The 20,162-nt window shown below is 70.6% G+C and carries 18 protein-coding genes; 5 read left to right on the top strand and 13 right to left on the bottom strand.

The genetic code is table 11. The features are described from left to right. The first annotated feature begins 201 nt into the window (after positions 1 to 201). Complete coding sequence (locus tag ACGFZA_RS05215) at positions 202 to 645, top strand: hypothetical protein (protein WP_385286605.1); 444 nt, start codon at positions 202 to 204, stop codon at positions 643 to 645. Positions 646 to 966: 321 nt separating this feature from the next. On the opposite strand, the gene ACGFZA_RS05210 is transcribed toward ACGFZA_RS05215, so the two are convergent. Beyond that, complete coding sequence (locus ACGFZA_RS05210) at positions 967 to 1,767, bottom strand: BTAD domain-containing putative transcriptional regulator (protein WP_393677219.1); 801 nt, start codon at positions 1,765 to 1,767, stop codon at positions 967 to 969. 584 nt (positions 1,768 to 2,351) lie between these two features. Here ACGFZA_RS05210 and ACGFZA_RS05205 point away from each other — a divergent pair. From ACGFZA_RS05205 to ACGFZA_RS05195, 3 genes are all read left to right on the top strand, one after another. After that, positions 2,352 to 3,689 (top strand): SGNH/GDSL hydrolase family protein, encoded by a 1,338-nt coding sequence (locus tag ACGFZA_RS05205; RefSeq protein ID WP_393677216.1) that lies wholly within the window; start codon positions 2,352 to 2,354, stop codon positions 3,687 to 3,689. A 163-nt stretch (positions 3,690 to 3,852) separates the two neighbouring features. Then, on the top strand, positions 3,853 to 4,839 hold the full coding sequence (locus ACGFZA_RS05200) for an alpha/beta fold hydrolase (RefSeq protein WP_393677214.1): 987 nt from the start codon (positions 3,853 to 3,855) through the stop codon (positions 4,837 to 4,839). Between the two features lie 228 nt (positions 4,840 to 5,067). Further along, positions 5,068 to 5,514, top strand: a complete 447-nt coding sequence (locus tag ACGFZA_RS05195; RefSeq protein ID WP_393677212.1) for an STAS domain-containing protein — start codon at positions 5,068 to 5,070, stop codon at positions 5,512 to 5,514. Positions 5,515 to 5,585: 71 nt separating this feature from the next. On the opposite strand, the gene ACGFZA_RS05190 is transcribed toward ACGFZA_RS05195, so the two are convergent. The 7 genes from ACGFZA_RS05190 to ACGFZA_RS05160 all read right to left on the bottom strand — a co-directional run bounded on the left by ACGFZA_RS05190 (position 5,586) and on the right by ACGFZA_RS05160 (position 12,774). Then, positions 5,586 to 5,801 carry an EF-hand domain-containing protein gene (locus ACGFZA_RS05190; protein ID WP_326738861.1) on the bottom strand — a complete coding sequence of 72 codons (216 nt, stop codon included), beginning with the start codon at positions 5,799 to 5,801 and terminating at the stop codon, positions 5,586 to 5,588. A 179-nt stretch (positions 5,802 to 5,980) separates the two neighbouring features. Continuing rightward, positions 5,981 to 7,174: a hypothetical protein gene (locus ACGFZA_RS05185; protein ID WP_393677209.1), complete on the bottom strand. Its 1,194-nt coding sequence runs from the start codon at positions 7,172 to 7,174 to the stop codon at positions 5,981 to 5,983. Beyond that, positions 7,174 to 7,980: a polysaccharide deacetylase family protein gene (locus ACGFZA_RS05180; RefSeq protein ID WP_393677207.1), complete on the bottom strand. Its 807-nt coding sequence runs from the start codon at positions 7,978 to 7,980 to the stop codon at positions 7,174 to 7,176. The genes ACGFZA_RS05185 and ACGFZA_RS05180 overlap by 1 nt, the downstream gene beginning before the upstream one ends. Before the next feature lie 416 nt (positions 7,981 to 8,396). Continuing rightward, positions 8,397 to 8,912, bottom strand: a complete 516-nt coding sequence (locus ACGFZA_RS05175; protein ID WP_385275841.1) for an ATP-binding protein — start codon at positions 8,910 to 8,912, stop codon at positions 8,397 to 8,399. Between the two features lie 251 nt (positions 8,913 to 9,163). Further along, complete coding sequence (locus tag ACGFZA_RS05170) at positions 9,164 to 9,931, bottom strand: enoyl-CoA hydratase/isomerase family protein (RefSeq protein WP_385275844.1); 768 nt, start codon at positions 9,929 to 9,931, stop codon at positions 9,164 to 9,166. Positions 9,932 to 10,019: 88 nt separating this feature from the next. After that, positions 10,020 to 11,273: an Ig-like domain-containing protein gene (locus tag ACGFZA_RS05165; protein WP_393677204.1), complete on the bottom strand. Its 1,254-nt coding sequence runs from the start codon at positions 11,271 to 11,273 to the stop codon at positions 10,020 to 10,022. A 268-nt stretch (positions 11,274 to 11,541) separates the two neighbouring features. Continuing rightward, on the bottom strand, positions 11,542 to 12,774 hold the full coding sequence (locus ACGFZA_RS05160; protein WP_385275850.1) for an Ig-like domain-containing protein: 1,233 nt from the start codon (positions 12,772 to 12,774) through the stop codon (positions 11,542 to 11,544). A 153-nt stretch (positions 12,775 to 12,927) separates the two neighbouring features. Between ACGFZA_RS05160 and glgX the strand changes: the two genes are divergently transcribed. Next, positions 12,928 to 15,192 (top strand): glycogen debranching protein GlgX, encoded by a 2,265-nt coding sequence (gene glgX, locus ACGFZA_RS05155; protein WP_393677201.1) that lies wholly within the window; start codon positions 12,928 to 12,930, stop codon positions 15,190 to 15,192. 9 nt (positions 15,193 to 15,201) lie between these two features. Here glgX and ACGFZA_RS05150 read toward each other — a convergent pair whose 3' ends face one another. From ACGFZA_RS05150 to ACGFZA_RS05130, 5 genes are all read right to left on the bottom strand, one after another. After that, positions 15,202 to 15,852: a response regulator gene (locus tag ACGFZA_RS05150; protein WP_385275856.1), complete on the bottom strand. Its 651-nt coding sequence runs from the start codon at positions 15,850 to 15,852 to the stop codon at positions 15,202 to 15,204. 36 nt (positions 15,853 to 15,888) lie between these two features. Continuing rightward, positions 15,889 to 17,139, bottom strand: coding sequence for a sensor histidine kinase (locus tag ACGFZA_RS05145; RefSeq protein ID WP_385276331.1), 1,251 nt, complete (start codon positions 17,137 to 17,139; stop codon positions 15,889 to 15,891). Positions 17,140 to 17,199: 60 nt separating this feature from the next. Further along, positions 17,200 to 17,988: an ABC transporter permease gene (locus ACGFZA_RS05140; RefSeq protein WP_393677199.1), complete on the bottom strand. Its 789-nt coding sequence runs from the start codon at positions 17,986 to 17,988 to the stop codon at positions 17,200 to 17,202. A 1-nt stretch (position 17,989) separates the two neighbouring features. Beyond that, the gene (locus tag ACGFZA_RS05135; protein WP_385275862.1) at positions 17,990 to 18,928 is read right to left on the bottom strand and encodes an ABC transporter ATP-binding protein; all 939 of its coding nucleotides are present in this window, start codon (positions 18,926 to 18,928) and stop codon (positions 17,990 to 17,992) included. A 137-nt stretch (positions 18,929 to 19,065) separates the two neighbouring features. Beyond that, positions 19,066 to 19,998, bottom strand: a complete 933-nt coding sequence (locus ACGFZA_RS05130) for a hypothetical protein (RefSeq protein ID WP_393677197.1) — start codon at positions 19,996 to 19,998, stop codon at positions 19,066 to 19,068. Positions 19,999 to 20,162 lie beyond the last annotated feature (164 nt).

The following is a 20,162-nucleotide window of genomic DNA, read 5'->3' as shown; positions in this document are numbered from 1 at the left end:
CATCGCCCCGCCGGGAAGGGCGGGGACGGTCACGCGCGTGCCCGAGTCTTCGCCGTCACGTTCTCGCGAGAGACCGGGTGAGGCATGGATGACCTTCAAGAGAAAGGCCCCGAACCACCCTTCCCCCACCCTCACCGGGCACAATGACGCATTTTGACCGGACCGCATCATGCACATCGACAACAGAATTCAGGAGTCACAGTGAAGAGACGCATAGCCGCCTGGGCCGCGAGCATCGGGCTGATCACCTCAGGAATAGTGTTCGGCGCGGCACCCTCCGCGTCCGCCGTGAACTGGGGATGCCCGGGTTCACAGGTGGGCAGTTACGCCATAAGCTACGGCGGCGAGACAATCAGCCGCGTGTACGTCTTCTACTCCAGCGCGTCGAACGGCACCAATTGCGTGGTGAACACGGCCGTCAAGTACGCCGGGCACGCATACGAGATGGATGTCTACATCCAGCCCTCGGGTAGCATCAGGTATGCCACCGACGGGGGAAACTACTCCTCCTACGCCGGGCCCGTGAAGCTTACCGGAATGGACGGACACTGTCTGGATGTGGACGCTTCGGCGGCGAACTCCCCACGGGGCGCATACGGCGAGGTGATCTACACCGGCCACTGGCACGGCATCCACTGCGGATAATTCTTGACACCTGGTCAACACTGCTGCGGACCATCGCATAACGCTCCCCTCCCGCCGGGCACGAGCTCGCACAGGGCGCGGCCGATGGCCGGAAAAGGAAAAGCTCAGCCACCTGAGGTGGCTGAGCTTTTCCGACTGTTTCGACCCGCGCACAGGCCGGGTGCTCGACCGGTTGCACAGGGATGGCAGTACGCGGCCACCCACCCTGCCCGCCGGGCCGCCCCGCCAACGCTCACCGGCCGGCGGCTCCGGGCCCCACGGCCAGGCAGCGCCGCGCCCGAGGCACAGCAGCCGCTGCCGCCACCGTCGCACTTCCATGGCTCACGGCACGAGCCTCAGCAGTCCCGATTCCCGGTTGAGATTGAGGGACGGGTCGTGAGAGAGAACCGCCTGATGCAGATACTGCACACGCGGTCCGGGCTCCACTCCGAGCTCCTGAACCAGAATCTTTCGTATCTGCCCATAGGCCGCGAGAGCTTCCACCGTGCGGCCTGATCGGTAGAGCGCCACCATGAGATACTCATAAAGGCTCTCCCATGTGGGACGCTCAGCGATCAGCGAATAGATTTCACTGATGATGCCTTTATGATTGCCCGATTCGAGTTCTATTTCGAAGCGCTGCATATGGGCGAAGGTGCGCCGCTCGTCCAGACACCGACCGAGGCTGTCGAACGTCGGAATGGCGCGCAGATCCTCGATGGCGCGGCCCCGCCAGAGCGAAATTGCGGAGTTCAGTACCGCCGATGCCTTTTCGTCACAATTGAGGGCCCTGAGTTCCTCGGCCCTGGCCAACAGGGATTCGAACCACCACAGGTCGAGATCATGGCCGGAAAGATTGAACCGATACCCGGGAGGCTGCGTCGTTATCATCGCCGAGCCGTCCAGGCCCAGCGATTGGAGGTACTTCCTCAGCTTGGAGACGTAGACATGCAGGGCGGTCAGCGCAGTACGGGGTGGCGCACCCGACCAAAGGGCCTCGGTGAGGCGCGCCGTGGAAACGACTTCCCCGCTGTGTGCGCAGAAATAGGCCAGAAGAGATCGCAGCTTCAGAGCCCTCGGCGCTACTTGCCGACCGTCCGAAGTCTCCATCTCCAGCGGTCCCAGAATAAGAAATTTCACCATACCCGACCCCCGTTCGGATTGTTGCGAATATTTGACCTCCCGCATACTTTGGCGAGGTCAAGTTTTCGCTCAGTCCTCCCCGGAGGACCGGGTAATCATTGTTTACGGACCCAGGTCGGGTCAACCACGATCTCGCGATTTGAGGTAGACGTGAGGTTGGACGCGGCCATTCGTGGCGCTATGTCGGACGGGAGTATCCGATGCTTGGGAATGGCCCGGTTCGTCGATCTCGCGCGTGACCTGGCGTCATGTCCGTTGTATGGGCGAGATATTCGAAGGACCCCTGCGAAACCCTGAGTCGTCACGTACTCAAGCGGTCAATCCGGCACGGGAGTCGGGTGACGGCCCGCTCGAACACCGCCCGGCCGGACCGCCGATGCACCCGGAGAGTATCCGGCCCGACGCCGAACAGGGCAGGCGAGGCGCGATCCGATCATTCGAAATATTTCGAATGATTGACCGCAACTATCGGAAGGGCTAGCCTGCCGCGTGATCCGGCGGGCGTATGGATGGGAAAGCCGTCCGCGTGCGCGGACGGCTTTGCGTTTCATCCCGTTTCCCCACCGCACAGAGGGAACACATCCATGAACCGAAGAACCTCTCTCATCAGCCTGCTCACCGCCGGCGCGCTCCTCGTCGCCGTATCACCGGCGCTCGGGGCCGCCGACACGGTGGGGACCGCCCACGCGCCCGGGCCCAAGGCGCGGAACGCACACTGGGTCGCCGCCTGGACGTCGATGCCGCAGTTGACGGAACCGTCCAACATGCCGCCGGCGCCGTTCACCCGGGACGACTCCGTGCTGACGGACACGACACTGCGGCAGACCGTCCACGTCTCGGCGGGCGGTGACCACATCCGCCTGCGCTTCTCCAACGCGTTCGGCGGGGCGGTGCTGCCCCTCACCAAGGTGTCCGTGGCACTGCCGCTGGACGGCCGCGCCGGCACCGGTGCCATCCGGGAGGGGACCACGCGCCCGGTCACGTTCGGCGGCAGCGCCTCCGTGGCGGTCCCGGCCGGTGCGCAGGCCGTCTCCGATCCGGTCGACTTCCGTCTCGCGCCCGGCTCCAATCTGACGGCGACGGTCTACCTGGCCGACGGACAGGCGTCCACCGCCCTCACCTCCCACCCCGGATCCCGTACGACCTCGTATCTGCGGTCCGGGGACCACGTCCAGGACCCGGATCTCCCCGGTGCGGCCACCACCGACCACTGGTACCTCCTCAGCGGTGTCGAGGCCTGGTCCAGCGGCACCACCTCGGCGACGGCCGTACTCGGCGACTCGCTGACCGACGGCCGGGGGTCCACCACCAACGGGAACGACCGCTGGCCGGACGTGCTCCAGCAGCGGCTGGCGGCGGGCGGGGGCACGGTGCGGACCTCGGTCGTCAATCAGGCGGCGGGCGGGAACCGCCTGCTCGACGACGGCCTGGGACCGAACGGGCTGGCCCGGCTGGACCGGGATGTGCTGTCCCAGAGCGGCGTCGACCGGCTGATCGTCTTCGAGGGCGTCAACGACATCGGGACGGCGGACGCCACACCCGCCGCCCAGAAGCGGGCGGCCGACGACGTCATCGCGGCGTACGGCCAGATCATCACCCGGGCCCACGCCCTGGGGATCCGGGTGTACGGGGCCACGCTGACACCCTTCGGCGGCAACACCCCGTACGACGACCCGGACGGTTACCGCGAGGCGGCCCGGCAGGCGGTCAACACCTGGATCCGTACCGGCGGCCGCTTCGACGAGGTGATCGACTTCGACCGGACCGTCCGCGACCCGCAGAACCCCCGTGCGCTCCGCGCCTCGGCGGACGTCGGCGACCACCTCCACCTCAACCCCGGGGGCTACCGGTCCCTGGCCGACACGGTCCCCACCGGGCTGTTCCGGCCGTCCCCGCTCCCCCCGGGATTCGGCTACAACTGACCGGCGTGCGAAGGCGGCCCGCGCATCCGTGCCGGATGCGCGGGCCGGCCGTTTGCCGATGCGGCAACAGAACTCGCGGCCGGTCCTGGGGGCACCTCATGATCGTGATCCGAGCCGGACATCCGCCACCGACCGGCGCCGGCCGACAGCCGTGGAGGAAGACATGTCGCATCAGCCCAGCCCGGCCCCCGACCTCACCCACCGCCTGGTGCCCTCGCCGGCCGGCCGGATCCACCTGGTCGAGCAGGGCACGGGACCCGTGGTGCTGCTGGTGCACGGGTTCCCCGAGTCCTGGTACTCCTGGCGCCGTCAGCTGCCCGCGCTGGCGGCCGCCGGATACCGGGCGGTCGCCGTGGACATGCGTGGGTACGGTCGCTCCTCCCGGCCCGGGGACGTCGCCGCGTACCGGATGCTCGAACTGATCGAGGACAACGTCGCCGTGGTGCACGCGCTCGGTGAGCGGAGCGCGGTGGTGATCGGCCACGACTGGGGAGCGACGGTCGCGGCGAACTCGGCCCTCGTCAGGCCGGACGTCTTCCGGGCGGCCGGACTGCTCAGCGTGCCGTACACCCCGCGCGGTGGTCCGAGGCCCAGCGAGATCTTCGCGGGGATGGGCGGGGACGAGGAGTTCTACGTCTCGCGCTTCCAGGAGCCCGGCCGGGCCGAGGCGGAGATCGAGCCGGACGTCCGCGGCTGGCTCGCCGGCTTCTACGCCGCGCTCTCCGCCGACACCATGCCCGCGCCCGGATCCCCGGACCCGCACTTCGCCGCCCGTGGCGGGACACTGCGCGAGCGTTTTCCCGCCGGCCGCCCCGGCTGGCTCGGCGAGGACGAACTCGACTTCTACGCGGGTGAGTTCGAGCGCACCGGCCTGACCGGCGCGCTCAACCGCTACCGGAACATGGACCGGGACTGGGAGGATCTCGCCGACTACGACGGCGCTCCCGTCACCCAGCCTTCGCTCTTCCTCGGCGGCTCCCTGGACGCCTCCACCACCTGGCTGGCCGACGCCATCGCCGCGTATCCGACGACGCTGCCGGGCCTGGTCGCCTCGCACATCCTGGACGGCTGCGGTCACTGGATCCAGCAGGAGCGGCCGGACGAGGTCAACCGGATCCTGACGGGCTGGCTCGGCTCGCTGCCACGCTGACCGAACCTGCCCCGCCCCGAGGTGAACCGGCCGGGCCGCACCCGTCCACGGAACGGCCGATGTTCACCCGGAAGAAGGCATTGGGGAATGCGCGAACGTTTCTGCGTGGCAACCTGACGGACCCTCGGGTTAGGTTCACCGACTGTCACCTCACCGACCGTCCCCCACCGGCTGTCATGCGGACTCCAGGCACGTCCTGCGGGCCCGGCGCTGCGAGGAGAGGCATCAATGACCGAGATCTCGGCCCCCACGGCATCCTCCGTGACGGCCCCGCTGCCCGAGCCCTGCGGCCGGGTGTACCGGAGGGACGGCCGCACGGTGGTGGCGCTGCGTGACGAGATCGACCTCGCGACCGCCGCGCTCATCGCACCCGCCCTGGACGGGGCGACGTCGGACGGTTCACCCCAGCTGGTGGTCGATCTGACGGAGGTGAGTTTCCTCGACTGCTCCGGCCTGACGCTCCTGTGCCGGGCCCGTCGCCGTGTGCTGGACCGCGACGGGCGGTTCTGGCTCGTCTGCGGCTGCCCGCGGATCCTGCGCCTGCTGCGGGCCGGCCGGCTGCACGATCTGTTCTGCCCGGTGGCCACCCCGGACGAGGCCTTCCGCCCGGCTCCGGTGGCCTCCGGGGACAAGGTCTCGCCGACGGCGGAGCGCGCAGCTCCGGCCGGCTCCTGAGCGGGGCGGGCAGCCCGTCCCCGGGCGCCGTCCCGCGGCCCCCGGCCCGTCGGCCGGGGGACCCCCGGACGTCAGCCCTTGTTCTGGGCCGCCCAGAACTCGTCGAACGTGAGGAGCCCGTCCCCGTTCGCGTCGTGGGAGTTGATCACGGCCTGTGCGACCGTCTCGGTGACGTAGGGGTCACCCAGCTGAGCCATGACGCTCTTGTACTCGACAGCCGAGATCAGCCCGTCGCTGTTCAGGTCGAACCGCTCGAATGCCTTGCGCGCCGACTCGATGTCCGCCACTTTTCCGCCCCTTCGTATGACTGTCTGACGGGGGTCAGATTATCGGGCGCGGCGGATCGCCCTCGCGGCGGCCGGTCGTCGGTCACGGGCGGGCCGTCCACCGCCCGGAGGACGGCGGCCCGAGCGGGGACGCACGGCGCGACGAGCGGGGCGCCGGGACGGCATCCGGACGGTGCCGGTCAGCGGAAGACCCCGGTGTGGCCGAGCGAGTAGCGGCCCGGCTGCGGGTAGACGGCGAGACCGTGCGGGCCACTGCCCACCGGGATCCGGGCCAGCTGCTTGCCGCTGGCGGTGTCGATCGCGTACACCTCGGCGTTGTAGCGCCCGGACAGCCACAGGACCTTGCCGTCCGCCGAGACCCCGCCCATGTCCGGGCTGCCGCCGTTCGGCAGGTGCCACTTCTTCGCCAGCTTCTTCTGAGCGAAGTCGAACACGGAGACCGAGCCCTCGCCGCGGTTGGAGATGTACATCTCCTTGGCGTCACGGCTGACGTACAGCCCGTGGCAGCCCTTGCCGGTGGGCAGCAGCTTCGGCTCGGTGAACTTCTTCCCGTCCAGCACCCACATGCCGTTGGCCATCATGTCCGCGATGTAGAAGGTGCTGCCGTCGGGTGACAGCTTCACGTCCTGCGGCATGGCGCCCTCGAACGGGAGTTTCTGCTGGCCCACGACCTTCATCTTCGCCGTGTCGACCTTGAGCAGTTCGCCGGAGAACTCGCAGGAGACGATGAAGTACCGGCCGTCCGCGGAGAAGTCGGCGTGGTTGACGCCCGCGCAGCTCACCGGAACGGTCCTGGCGGTCTTCATGGTGTGCGCGTCGCGGAAGACCAGTTCGCGGTCCATCGAGGCCATCACGATGGCGTACTTGCCGTTCGGCGTGAAGTAGAGGTTGTACGGGTCGGAGACGTCGAGCGTCTTCCCCGCCTTTCCGGTCGCCGGGTCGATGGCGGTGAGGCTGTCACCGACGTCGTTGTTGACCCAGAGCGTCTTCAGGTCCCAGGACGGGACGACGTGCTGCGGCTGGCGGCCGACCGGGATCGTCTCGATGACCTTGTACGTGGCCGGGTCGATGACCGACACCGTGTTGGAGTTGGTGTTGGGCACGTAGACGCGCGACGGGAAGTCCTTGACGGCCGGTGACAGCTTTCCCGGGGCGTCGGCCGCGTACACGTTCCCGGCGTCGAGCACGGGCGGCATCCCGGGCAGTCCCGGCGGCGCGGGCGGGGTGACGTGCCTGGGCCGGGCCGGCGGGGCGGCGGCCTCGGTGGGGGCGTCGGACGCGCCCTTGTCCGCGGGGGCGGTTCCGCAGCCGGTGAGGACGGCGAGCAGGACGCCCCCGAGCAGGGCCGCGGTACGTGTGGTGGAGGGAGGCATCAGGTCAGCAGCTCCGTGGTCGTCACCGCACGCAGTTGGCGGCGGTCGAGTTCGGTGAGGAGGAGGGGCAGCGCGGCGACCGTGTCCGCATAGCCGAAGTGCAGGCTCACCACCGATCCGTTGCGGATCTCCCCGGCCACCTTGCGGGTGACGGCCGCGGCACCGGGCGAGGTGAAGTCGAGGGAGTCCACGTCGTACGAGAGGACGTGCGGGTATCCGGCGCGGACGGCGAGCCGCTGGACGAGCGGGGTGGCGTACCGGGCGCGCGAGGGCCGGAACCAGGTGCCGATGGAGCCCGTGAGCCGGCGCAGCCGCTGGGCACAGCCGGTGATCTCGGCGTAGGCCCGCGCCTCGTCCATCGAGGAGATGTCGGTGTGGTGCTGGGTGTGGTTGCCGAGGTCGTGGCCGCCGTCGAGGATCCGGCGGGCCATCTCGGGGTGCTCGTCCAGCCAGCTGCCCACGGCGAGGACGGTGACCCGCGCTCCGGCGCGTTCGGCCTCACCCAGGACGGTCCGGGCGACGGCGGGATCGCCCTGGCCGTGGAAGGTGAGCGCGACGCGCGCCCGGTCGCGGGGGCCGTGGTCGATCTGCACGGGCTGCCCGGCGATGCGGTGCGGAGCGGGTGCGGGAGCGTGCGCGCCGGTGGTGGCGTCCCGGCCTGTCGGCGCCGGGCGGGTGAGGGGCTTCGCCGGTGTACCGGCGGCGTCCGGGCCCGCGCAGCCGGTGGCGAGGGCGGCCGTGAGGGCGGCCCCGGCTCCTGCGCGCAGGGCGCTGCGGCGGTGCACCGGTCGGTCGGGGGCGTTCATGCGCAGAACATTAAGGGTGGTATGTCGGGAAAATAACAATTGACTCACGGTGGCTCGCGAAGGTCACACGGATGCGCACGTCCACCCTTTGGGCGATCAATGAATCACTCGGGGAATCCCGTATATATTCAATGTTTTCCAGGTGGGTGACCCAGAACACCTGTGATTCATTGATGGAATGTCTATATTTGACCCATCATGCGCGCTTTGCGGCTTTGGCGATGGAGTCATCCGTCTGCCATAGTCGGGGACACGACCCCCATCGACCCGGGCCAGGTCGTCATAAGCGGCCGTGAACACACCCCCCATTTCACGGCCCCCACACACAGAAGCCCCCGCAGCGCCGCACCACGGCCGACCCGGGGGCTTCTGTGCGCCCGCGTGCGGGCGATCGCGAACAGGGGGCGCGGACGGGTTCAGCGGTCGGAGATCCGCATCTCGAACCAGGTGGTCTTGCCGCGCGGCAACAGGTCCACGCCCCACCGGTCGGAGAGCTTGTCGACGAGGAAGAGCCCACGTCCGCTGACGTCCATCTCCTGGACCGGCATCAGGCACGGCAGCCCGCGCGAGGGGTCGCGCACCTCGATCCTGATCCATCCGCGGCGCCGCATCATCCGCAGCCCGAAGACCCTGGCGCCGGTGTGCCGCACGGCGTTCCCGACGAGCTCGGACACGAGCAGGACGGCGTACTCGGCGGTCTGCGGGGAGAGCACCCACTGGCGCAGCACCACGCAGGAGGTGATCCTGCGGGCGGTCGCGGCGGACTCGGGGCGGGAGGGCAGCCGAACTTCGTCCTCCGTCGGATTTCCGAACAACTCCAGTACTTTGAACGCCTGTTCGTCATCGACGGCCGGCATCCTCCGTGCCGCAGTCGCGCTGCTGCGCTGTCGCGGCTGCTCCACACCCTCCAGGCCCGCCATGGACACCATCATGGCCGCACGGGAGACGTTCCGTGGCCGTTCCCGGGGAATCCCTGACCCGGAATCAGACATTCCGTAGCGGGCTCGGGGCATATGCCGCTGGCAGAATGCCCCGTCGGACACCCATGCCGACCTGCGCGGATGCCGCACTCGAACGGGTTCGGCTGCTGTGGCGGGGAGCTGAGCCTTAAGGTTGCCTTAAGGCTCAGCTAATCCGCCCACACGGATGAACGCATGGCCGGGCGTTCCCAACTGGCGTTCGGTCAGAGGAACTTGGCCTTGCCCGGACCCTCCTCCACAAAGCTCCGCATTCCGCGCTCCCGGTCCTCGGTGGCGAACAGGCCGGCGAACCAGGTCCGCTCGATCGTGAGGCCGGTGTCGATGTCCGTCTCCAGTCCGGCGTCGACGGCCTCCTTGGCGGCACGCAGCGCGAGTGCCGGGCCCTTCGCCAGTGCGGCGGCCCAGGCGTGGGCCTGGTCGTACACCTCGGCGGCGGGCACCACACGGTCCACCAGGCCCATGGCCAGAGCCTCCTCGGCCCTCACATGACGACCGGTGAAGATCAGGTCCTTCGCCTTGGCGGGGCCCACCAGCCGGGCGAGGCGCTGGGTGCCGCCCGCGCCCGGGATGAGCCCGAGCATGATCTCCGGCTGCCCCAGCTTGGCGTTGTCCCCGGCGATCCGGAAGTCCGCGCAGAGGGCCAGCTCGCAACCGCCGCCGAGCGCGTAGCCGGTGACGGCGGCGACGACGGGCTTGGGAATCCGGGCCACCGCGGTGAAGGAGTCCTGCAGCGCCTTGGACCGTACGACCATGGCCGGGTGGTCCATCTCCTGCATCTCCTTGATGTCCGCGCCGGCCGCGAACACCTTCTCGCCGCCGTAGAGCACCACGGCGCGCACGTCGTCGCGCCGGGACGCTTCTTCGGCGAGCTCGCGCAGCCGGTCCTGGGTGGCGATGTCCAGGGCGTTCATCGGCGGACGGTCCAGCCGGATCGTGCCGACGCCGCCGCTTACTTCGAGGGTTACGGTCATGGGAGGCAGGTTAACCGCCGCTAACGGGAAGGGGCCCGGTGCTGTTGGTCACAGCGCCGGGCCCGTTCCGTGTTCCGTACCGCAGGACCTACTTGGTCCACTCCGACCAGCTCATGTTCCAGCCGTTGAGGCCGTTGTCCGGCTGGATCGTGTCGTCGTGGGAGTTCTTGACGATCACGACGTCGCCGATCAGTGACCTGTCGAAGAACCAGGCCGCCGAGGTGTTCGGGTCACCGGCGCCGCGCGCGTCCTGCAGACCGACGCAGCCGTGGCTGGTGTTGGTCGTGCCGAAGATGCCGGAGCCGCCCCAGTAGTTGCCGTGGATGAAGGTGCCCGACGTGGACAGGCGCATGGCGTGCGGCACGTCCTTGATGTCGTACTCGCCGCCGAAACCGACGGTGTCACCGTTCATCCGGGTCACGCGGAGCTTCTCGCTGATGACCATCTGGCCGTTGTACGTGGTGGTGGCCGGGGCGCCCGCCGAAACGGGGATGTCCTTGATCTGCTTGCCGTCGCGGACGACCTTCATCCGGTGCGACTCCGCGTCGACGGTGCTGACCTGCCGGCGTCCGATGGTGAACGACATCGTCTTGGCCTGCTTGCCGTAGACCCCCGGACGTCCCTCGACACCGTCGAGGTCGAGCTTCACGGTCACCTTGGTGCCCGCCGCCCAGTAGTCCTCGGGGCGGAAGTCCAGACGGTCGTTGCCGAACCAGTGGCCCTCGATCTCGACGGCGGGATCGGCCGTCACCTCGATGGCCTTCTCGACGGACTCCGGGTCGGTGATGCCCCGGGTGAAGTGGATCGAGACCGGCATGCCGACGCCGACCGTGGAACCGTCCTCCGGGGTGTACTGGCCGATGAAGGTGTTCTGCGGGACCAGCGTGGTGAAGGTGGTGTCCTTCGCCGACTCACGGCCCTTCGCGTCCTCGGCGACCGCGTGGACCTTGTACTTGGTCGCCGAGGCCAGGTGCCGGTCCGGCTCCCAGCTCGCGCCGTCGGCCGCGATCTTCCCCGCGACGTCCGTCCCCTTGGGGTCGGAGACCTTGACCGTGGTCAGCTTCCCCTGCTCGGCCGAGATCTTCAGCGCCCCGCTCGTGGCGACGGAGTCGGCCCCGTCCTTCGGCAGGACGTTCACGACGGCCTGCGAGGCGGAGGTGTCCCCCGTACCCGCCCCGACGGCCTTGCCGCCCTTGCTCCCGCCGTCGGTGTCTCCCCCGCCGCACGCCGTCACCAGCAACAGCAGCGCACCCAGCACCAGAGCCAGCAGACCGGTGGAGCCACGCCCCCGCCGCCCGCTGATCGCCCCGGTCGATGCCCCCGATATCGGCTGCCCGTTCAATGTGGTCGTCTCCCCTTCACACGGCCTGGCCCCGCCAAGGCCCAGGGAGCCCGCAGGCTCCCACCCCCGCACGCTGCACATGCGCGCTCAGCGAAAGATAATCACACCAGCCGTCAGCGGATCGCCTCACGATTGTCACCGTTCAGTCCCAAGTCGCCCCAGCAGTTCGCCTGGTCGCGAGCGGTGCGTCCGCCACGGAGCCGGTACGCCGGACGGCGCGGCCCCGGGGCCGCGCCGTCGATGGGGGCGGGGGAATCACCCCCGGGTGTCAGTGGAGCGCGGAGCCCGCCTTCCACCGCTTCCAGTCCATGTTCCAGCCGCCGAGCCCGTTGTCCGGAGCGACCTTCTTGTCCTTGGAGTTGACGACCTCGACGACGTCGCCGATGAGTGTCCGGTCGAAGAACCAGCCGGCCGGGGTGGAGCTGCTGCCGCCCTGCACGTCGCGCAGTCCGATGCACCCGTGACTGACGTTGGTCGAGCCGAAGATGTCCTCGTCGGACCAGTAGTTGCCGTGCAGGAAGGTGCCGGACTCGGTGAGCCTGATGGCGTGCGGGACGTCCTTGATGTCGTACTCGCCGCCGAAGCCGACGGTCCGCCCGTCCATCCGTGTCACCTCGTGCATCTCACTGACCACCATCCTGCCGTTGTACGTGGTCGTCGTCGGCGAGCCCGCGGTGATCGGAACGGTGGAGACCAACTGCCCGTCCCGGCGTACCTCCATCGTGTGCGCGGCCGAGTCCACCCGGGACATCTGCTCACGGCCGATGGTGAATCCGATCGTCTTGCGCTGGCTGCCGAACACCCCCGGCGCCCCCTCCACATCGCGCAGCCCCACCTCGACGGTCACCTCGGTGCCCGGCCGCCAGTAGGCGGCGGGGCGGAAGTCCAGGCGCTTGTCGCCGAACCAGTGCCCCGCCACCTCGACCGCGGGATCGGAGGTCACCCGGATCGCCCGCTGCACGGCCGCGCGGCGGGTGACGGGCCGGTTGAACGAGAAGGAGACGATCATGCCGGTGCCGACCGTCGACCGGTTCTCCGGCTTGAAGTACCCGATGAAGCGGTGCTCGGGGACCGCCGTGGTGAAGGTGGTGTGCCGGGCCGAGCGGTGCCCCGCCGCGTCCACCGCCACCGCGTCGACGCTGTACTTGGCGGCGAGCCCGAGCCGGCCGGCCACGCCCTGCGGGGACCAGGAGCGTCCGTCCTCGGCGATCAGGCCCCGCACCTCCTGCTGCTGCGCGTCCTCGATCCGGGTGACCTCGACGCTCTCCAGCCGCCCGTCCGGCACCTTCACCTCGACCCGGCTGTCCGGCGCGACGTCCTCGGCCCCGTCCCGCGGGGTGATCCGAATGGCCTCCTGCGGCGAGCGGGGTTTCCCGCCGATGATCGAGTCCGTACCCGAGCAGCCCGTCAGGACAGCCAGTACGGCCAGTACGGCGAGCAGTCCCGACCGGGCCTTCACGGTCGCCGGGCTCGCCCCTGCCTTCTTCGCTACGTGATTCACGTCCCCCCAACGACGGGGGCGGTCCGGGGGAAACGTGAGTGCGGGCCCCGTCGTGGGAAGAACAGAGGGGACGACCACACTCGGGGAGCCGCGGCCGGGACGCCGCACGCCCCCCTTTCGGTGCCGGTCCCACGAGCCGCGGGAGGCGAGCAGGTGTCGAGCGCAGCCGAGCAGGAGGCAGTGCCGAGGACGGACACGGAGCCGCCGGGGCCGCCGGTGGAACGGGTGCCCGCCACCGGATCCGGGGTGGCCGGCGGGCCGGGCCGGCGGCCGCCCGCCGTGTGGCCGGGGGCGCCGACGCCCCTGGGAGCCCGCTTCCGGGTGGGCCCCGACGGGGTCGCGGGCACCAACTTCGCCCTCTGGGCCGGCGGGGCGGAGGCCGTCGAGCTCTGCCTCTTCGACGAGGACGGCACGGAGACCCGGCTCGCCCTGACCGAGCTGACCCACGAGATCTGGCACGGCTTCGTGCCCGGGGTGCGGCCCGGCCGGCGTTACGGCTACCGGGTGCACGGCCGCTGGGACCCGTGGACGGGCGCCCGGTGGAACGCGGCGAAACTGCTCCTCGACCCGTACGCACGGGCCGTGGACGGCGATTTCACCCTTCCGGCCGAGGTGTACGGCCATGTGAGGGACTGGCCCCACCAGCAGGTCGCCGACACCGTGCGCGACGAGCGGGACTCCGCTCCGTACGTCCCCAAGGGAGTGGTCGTCCACGATGACGACGACTGGGCCGAGGACCGCCGCCCCAAGACGCCCTGGGCCGACTCCGTCATCTACGAGCTGCACGTCCGCGGCTTCACCGCGCGCCACCCCGGCATCCCGGAGGAGCTGCGGGGCACCTACGCCGGACTCGCCCATCCCGCCGCCATCGGCCATCTGAAGCGCCTCGGGGTGACGGCCGTGGAGCTGCTGCCGGTGCACCAGTTCGCCCACGAGGACCATCTGCTGCGGCGCGGGCTGCGCAACTACTGGGGCTACAACTCGATCGGCTACTTCGCCCCGCACGCCGGATACTCCGCGAGCGGCACGGCGGGGGAACAGGTCGGCGAGTTCAAGCGGATGGTCCGCGCCCTGCACGACGCGGGCATCGAGGTGATCCTCGACGTCGTCTACAACCACACGGCCGAAGCGGGCGAGCTGGGCCCGATGCTGTCGCTGCGCGGCATCGACAACCGCGGCTACTACCGGCTCCAGTCCGACGCCCGCAGGTACGCCGACTACACGGGGTGCGGCAACACCCTGCACGTGGTGCAGCCGAACGTGCTGCGCCTGATCACCGACTCGCTGCGGTACTGGGTGACCGAGATGGGCGTCGACGGCTTCCGCTTCGACCTCGCGGCGGCGCTCGCCCGCTCGATGCACGACGTCGACATGCTGTCCCCGTTCCTCGCGGTGATCGCCCAGGACCCGGTGCTGCGCCGGGTGAAGCTGATCGCCGAACCGTGGGACGTCGGCAACGGCGGCTACCAGGTGGGGGCCTTCCCCCCGCTGTGGACCGAATGGAACGACCGCTACCGCGACGCCGTACGGGACTTCTGGCGCGGCGCCCTGCCCGACGTACGCGATCTCGGCTACCGGCTGACCGGATCGAGCGACCTGTACGCGTGGGGCGGCCGCCGCCCGTACGCCTCCGTCAACTTCGTCACCGCGCACGACGGCTTCACCCTGCGCGACCTGGTGAGCTACCAGGACAAGCACAACGAGGCCAACGGCGAGGGCAACCGGGACGGCACCTCGGACAACCGGGCCTGGAACTGCGGCGCCGAGGGGGAGACCGACGACGCCGGGATCAACGCGCTGCGCCGCCGCCAGTTGCGCAACCTCCTCGCCACTCTGCTCCTGTCGACCGGCGTGCCGATGCTCGTCGCGGGTGACGAGATGGGCCGCACCCAGGGCGGCAACAACAACGCCTACTGCCAGGACAACAAGATCGGCTGGGTGGACTGGTCGCTGCTGGAGCAGTCTCAGTGGCGGGGGCTGACCGAGCTGACGGCCCGGGTGCTGGCGCTGCGCCACACCCATCCGGTGCTGCGCCGGCGGGCGTTCTTCTCCGGCCGGGCGCAGGCCCCGGACGGGCTGCGGGACCTGGCCTGGTTCACCCGTCGGGGCGAGGAGATGACGGAGGAGGACTGGTACGCACCGGCCGCGACGGTCGGGCTCTACCTCTCCGGCCGCGACATCCCGGGCCGGGACGCCCGGGGGGAGCAGGTGACCGACGACAGTTTCCTGGCGGTCCTGCACGCCGGGGACCGGCCGGCGGACTTCCTGCTGCCGGGGCCGCCGTGGGCCGAGGGGTACGAACTGGTCCTGGACACCTCGCGGGAGGACCAGTCCGCCGCACCGGGCACGGTCCACCGGGGCGGCGCGGGCATGACCGTGCCGGCGAGGTCGGTTCTGCTGCTGCGGGTGGCGGAGTGAGGGAACCGGTCAGCCGAGGATGCCGCGTTCGTAGGCCACCGCGACGGCCGCGGCGCGGTCCTTGGCGCCCAGTTTGGCGAAGACATGGGTGAGATGGGTCTTCACCGTCGCCTCGCTGATGAACAGCTCGGCGGCGATCTCACGGTTCGACGTCCCCCGGGCGACGAGCCGGAGCACCTCGCGCTCACGCGCGGACAGCGCCTCGTGGCCGGGCGCGACCGGGGTGCGCACCCGTGAGATCAGCCGGGAGGCGACCGCCGGTGACAGGACCGTACGGCCGTCGGCGGCGGCGCGCACGGCGGTGAAGAGTTCGTCGCGGGGCGCGTCCTTGAGCAGATAGCCGGTGGCGCCCGCCTCGATCGCGGGCAGGGTGTCGGAGTCGGTGTCGTACGTGGTGAGGACCAGGACCTTGGAACGGACGCCGCGCCGGGCCAGTTCGGTGATCGCCGCGACTCCGCCGCCGCCCGGCATCCGCAGGTCCATGAGGACGACGTCGGGGTCGAGCCGGACGGCCATCTCGACGCCCTCGACGCCGTCGGCCGCCTCGCCGAGCACCCGGAACTCCGCCGCCGGCGCGAACATGCCGCGCAGTCCGTCCCGTACGACAGGGTGGTCGTCGACGACGATCAGCGTGATGACACGCGCGGGTTCCCGGTCCATAGCGGCCCACCGTACTGTGCCGGCGCGGGAGGCGTCTCAGCCCTGCCGGACCATCGGGACCCGGGCGCAGACGGCGGTGCCGCGGTCCGGTCCGGTCTCCACCTCGACCGTGCCCGCGATGCGTTCGGCGCGCGCCCGCATGCCGCCGAGCCCGAATCCGCCGGCGCCGCGGTACGGCGGCAGCGCGGCCGGGTCGAAGCCGCGGCCGTCGTCCCGTACGTCCAGCGCGATCTCGTCGCCCATGTAGGACAGGGTGATGCCGGCCCGGGACGCCCCGGCGTGCCGGGCCGCGTTGGCGAGGGCCTCCTCGGCGATGCGCAGCAGGGTGGCGCCCACCTCGTCGTGGAGGGGTTCGGCGGTGCCGGTGACGGTGAACTCGGCGCGGACGCCGGTCCGTTGCGCCCAGGTGGTGACCGTCTTCTCCAGCGCGCCGGGCAGGTCGTCGTGTTCCAGCGCGGCCGGCAGCAGATTGTGCACCGAGCGGCGCGCCTCGCCGAGGCTGTGCCGGGCGAGCGCGGCGGCACGGGCGAGGTGTTCCCCGGCGAGCGCCGGGTCGGTCCCGGCCGTGGAGGTGACGGCCTGGAGCTGCGCGATGATACCGGTGAGTCCCTGGGCGATGGTGTCGTGGATCTCGGCCGCCAGCCGGCTCCGCTCGTCGGCCACCCCCGCCTCGCGTGCCTGCACCAGGAGTTGGGCGTGCAGTCCGGCGTTCTCCGCCAGGGCCTGTTCGAGACGGGCGTTGGCCGACTCCAGGGCGTTGATGGTGTCGGTCTGGTGACGCGCCTGCTCCGCCTCCCGGTTGCCGATCTGCGCGAAGAGCATGGTGAGGCTTCCGTGCACGGCCAGCACGATGAGGAAGACGACCCAGTTCATGAGGGACACGGGGGGAATGCCGCTGCCGGACTGCGATCCCGCCATGATGACGGCGGTGGCCAGCAGCCCGGCCCGCATGCGTCGTTGCGGGAGCAGCCGGCCGGCGTCGAAGTAGCCGAGCACCGCGTAGATCGAGAAGAACGGGTTGCACCACGTCAGCCCGAAGGCCAGGAGGGTGCGGGCGGCGAAGTGGTTCCGTGCCGCCCGCGACCCCTGGGGGGCCGGGCCGCGGCTCCACCGGAGCTGAAGGGCGAACGCGGCCGGGACCAGCACCGCGGCGGCGTACACCTGCGCGCGGGACATGATGAGCCCGCTCGTCACGGCCGAGACCACGGTGGCCAGGCCGAGCAGACCGTAGGGTCCGTGCCGGAAGAACCGCCCCCACCACTGCTCGGCCGTCGTCGCACCGGTCATGGCTTCCTTCTCCCCGGCGTTCTTCTCCCCCGCGTCCATGGGTGGAGTCTCCCGTAACGCCTACTCCCAGCGGAATGTACGGACCGCCGCCACCGCCGCCAGTACGGTCCACAGCGCCACCACGCCGAGGTACGCCCAGCTCGGCCAGGCACCGGCGGCCGCGCGGTCCAGCACCTGGGACGCCGCACCGAACGGCGTGGCCTGGACGATGCGGCGGACCGTGTCGGGCATGGTCTGCACCGGCACCCAGACGCCCGCGGTGAACATCATGGCGAAGAAGACGACCGAGCCGATGGCGGCCGAGATCTTGGTGGTGCGCGAGACGGCGCAGACCAGCGCGCCCAGCGCCAGTACACAGGCGACGGCCAGCAGCAGGCCGAGCAGATAGCCGAACGGCTGTCCGGGCAGCCGTACTCCGAAGGCGGTCCGGCCGACGGCCATCACGAGCAGGGCCGAGCCGAGCGCTGCGGCGCCGTGCAGAGCGATCTGCGCGCCGAGCAGGGCGGACGGCCGCACGGGCGTGGTGGACATGCGGCGCAGGATGCCGCGTTCGCGGTAGCCGGTGAGCACGGGCGGCATCGCCTGGAGACCGGCCATGATCATGGCGAGCAGGACGGCCACGGGGACGTACAGGTCGATGACGCGGCGCCCGCCGAGGGCGTCGTCGTGCTCCCGGAAGGACGGGATCAGACCGAGGATCGTCATGAGTACGGCGGGGAAGGCGAGGATCCAGAACAGGCTGCCCGGTTCGCGGAGGAAGAGCCGGGCCTCGGACCTCAGGACCGCGAGCACCGGGCCGACGGGGGTGGCCCGGGGCGCGTGTGCCGGGACGGTGTTCGCTGTGGCCATCTCAGGCTGCCTGTTCTGTCAGGCCGCGCTCGTCGGCGGGGCCGGGGTGCTCGGTGAGGTCGAGGAACGCGTCGTCGAGCGTGGCCTCGGCGACACGGAGCTGCTGCGCGGTGATCCGGAGCCCGGCCAGCAGCGAGATGACAGCGTTGACGGTCTCGTCGGTGCCGTTGATGACGACCCGTCCGTTCCTGGTCTCGCACGAGGTCGCCCCGGGCAGTCCGGCCAGCTCGGCGTCCGGGAGCGGCTCGGAGGGGGTGAAGGAGATGGCCGTGGAACTGCCGGCCCGGGCGATCAGCCCGGACGGGGTGTCGAGGGCGGCGATCCTCCCCCTGTCGATCACGGCGATACGGTCGCAGAGGCGCTGGGCCTCCTCCATGAAGTGCGTGACCAGCAGGACCGTGACGCCGCCGTCCCGTACCTCTTCGATCAGTTGCCAGGTGTCGCGCCGGGCGCGCGGGTCCAGCCCGGTGGTCAGCTCGTCGAGGACCACGACCCGGGGGTTGCCGACGAGAGCCAGCGCGATGGACAGGCGTTGCTTCTGGCCGCCGGAGAGCCGGCCGAACCGGGTGGTGAGCCTGGTGTGCAGCCCGAGGCGTTCGGCGAGCGTCCGCCAGTCGGCGGGCTGCGGGTGGAAGGCGCTGTACAGCTCCAGCGCCTCGCCCACGGTGATCTTCGGCTGGAGTTCGCTCTCCTGGAGCTGCGCGCCCAGCAGGAGCGTCACGCGGTCGTGGTCGGTGACGGGGTCGAGGCCGGCGACCCGGACCGTACCGGCGTCGGGGACCCGCAGTCCCTCGACGCACTCGACCGTGGTGGTCTTGCCCGCGCCGTTGGGGCCGAGAATCCCGAAGATCTCCCCCTCGTCCACGGAGAAGCTCACTCCGTCGACCACGGGGCGGCCGGCGTAGGACTTGCGCACCCCGTTCACTTCGATGATTGCCATGCCTGTGAGCATCGCGGGCGCGGGCCCCTCGCGGCATCCGCCATCGCGCTCGAACCGGCATCCGCCGATCGGTTGATGCCGCGCTACGACCGGGCGTCGCCCCGCCCGGCCCCCTCGGACGAGGGCGGCGGGCTCCCTCAGACGCCGGAGCCCGCCGCCGGAACGGGTGCGGCACCGGTCTCCCCCGGCCCCTGAGCCGGTCCCGACTCCGGTTCCGGCCCCTCCCCCGGACCCTGAGCCGGTCCCGACAGCCGTTCCTCCAGGCGTGCCAGGGCCGCCCGTTCGCCTTCCTTGCGGATCGAGGAGAGCCGGGCATCGGCCCCGAGCATCGGCAGCGTCCACAGCAGGCCCCACGGCGCGAACCCTTCGACGGTGCCGGTCTGCCGGAGCAGCGCCCCGGTCAGGGCCGAGAGCCCGATCGACACCGCCCAGAAGGCACCGCGGTGCCGGGCGACCCAGCGCAGTGGGGCGTTCCCGGGACCGGAGAGGGCGTCGAGCGTGGCCGCGAGAACGGCCGCGCGACGGTCCTCGGGCCGCGCCCGCGTCGCTGCCGCGGCCTGCGCCCGCGCGCCCTCCATGTTCTGCGTCCGCAGCGCGTCCGCCACATCCCCCGCCTGCGCCTCCACGGCCTGACGCTTCACCGCGCCCTCGGCCGCTGCCATCCGCAGGTCCTCCCAGTAACTGCGGCCTGCCCAGCGGTGGGCCCGCCGCAACTGGGCGTTCTGCGCGGAGTCGGGGGCGAGTTCTTCGAGGCGCCGGGTCAGCTGCACGGCACGCTTGGCCCGCCCGGGGTACTCGAAGGCGTCGCTGCGCAGACACAGCTCGCCGTACCCGGCCAGCAGGCCGAGGTGATCCGCTTCGAGTGCGAGCCCCTCGCGGAAGGCGCGTTCGGCCTCGGTGTCGTGATCGTCCTCGTCCTCCGAGGCGTGGGCCAGGGCGAGCCAGCAGTAGAGATCGGCATGCGGACCCACCTCGTCGATCCCCTGCCGCGCGGCACGCCGGACGGCACCGAGTCCGCCCGCCAGGAACAGCTGCTCGCAGCGCTCGTTGTACTCGTCGACCGTCGTCACGCGTCCCGCCCCTGGTTGCTCACATGCTGATGCGCACTGCTGTGCGCTCCCGCCCCTCCCCGGGGGAGGACAAATATCGGCTGCGGTCGGCGGCCCGTCAAGCGTCGACCGGGCCAGGAAAACCACATGAACGATGTCAGTGGCGAAACGTAGGCTCGGTGCTG

The sequence above is a fragment of the Streptomyces sp. NPDC048211 genome, from assembly GCF_043202315.1.
In the GTDB taxonomy this organism is placed as follows: Bacteria; Actinomycetota; Actinomycetes; order Streptomycetales; family Streptomycetaceae; genus Streptomyces.
The sequence above is the reverse complement of the archived record's forward strand: the minus strand, read 5'-3'. Positions and strand labels throughout refer to the sequence as shown.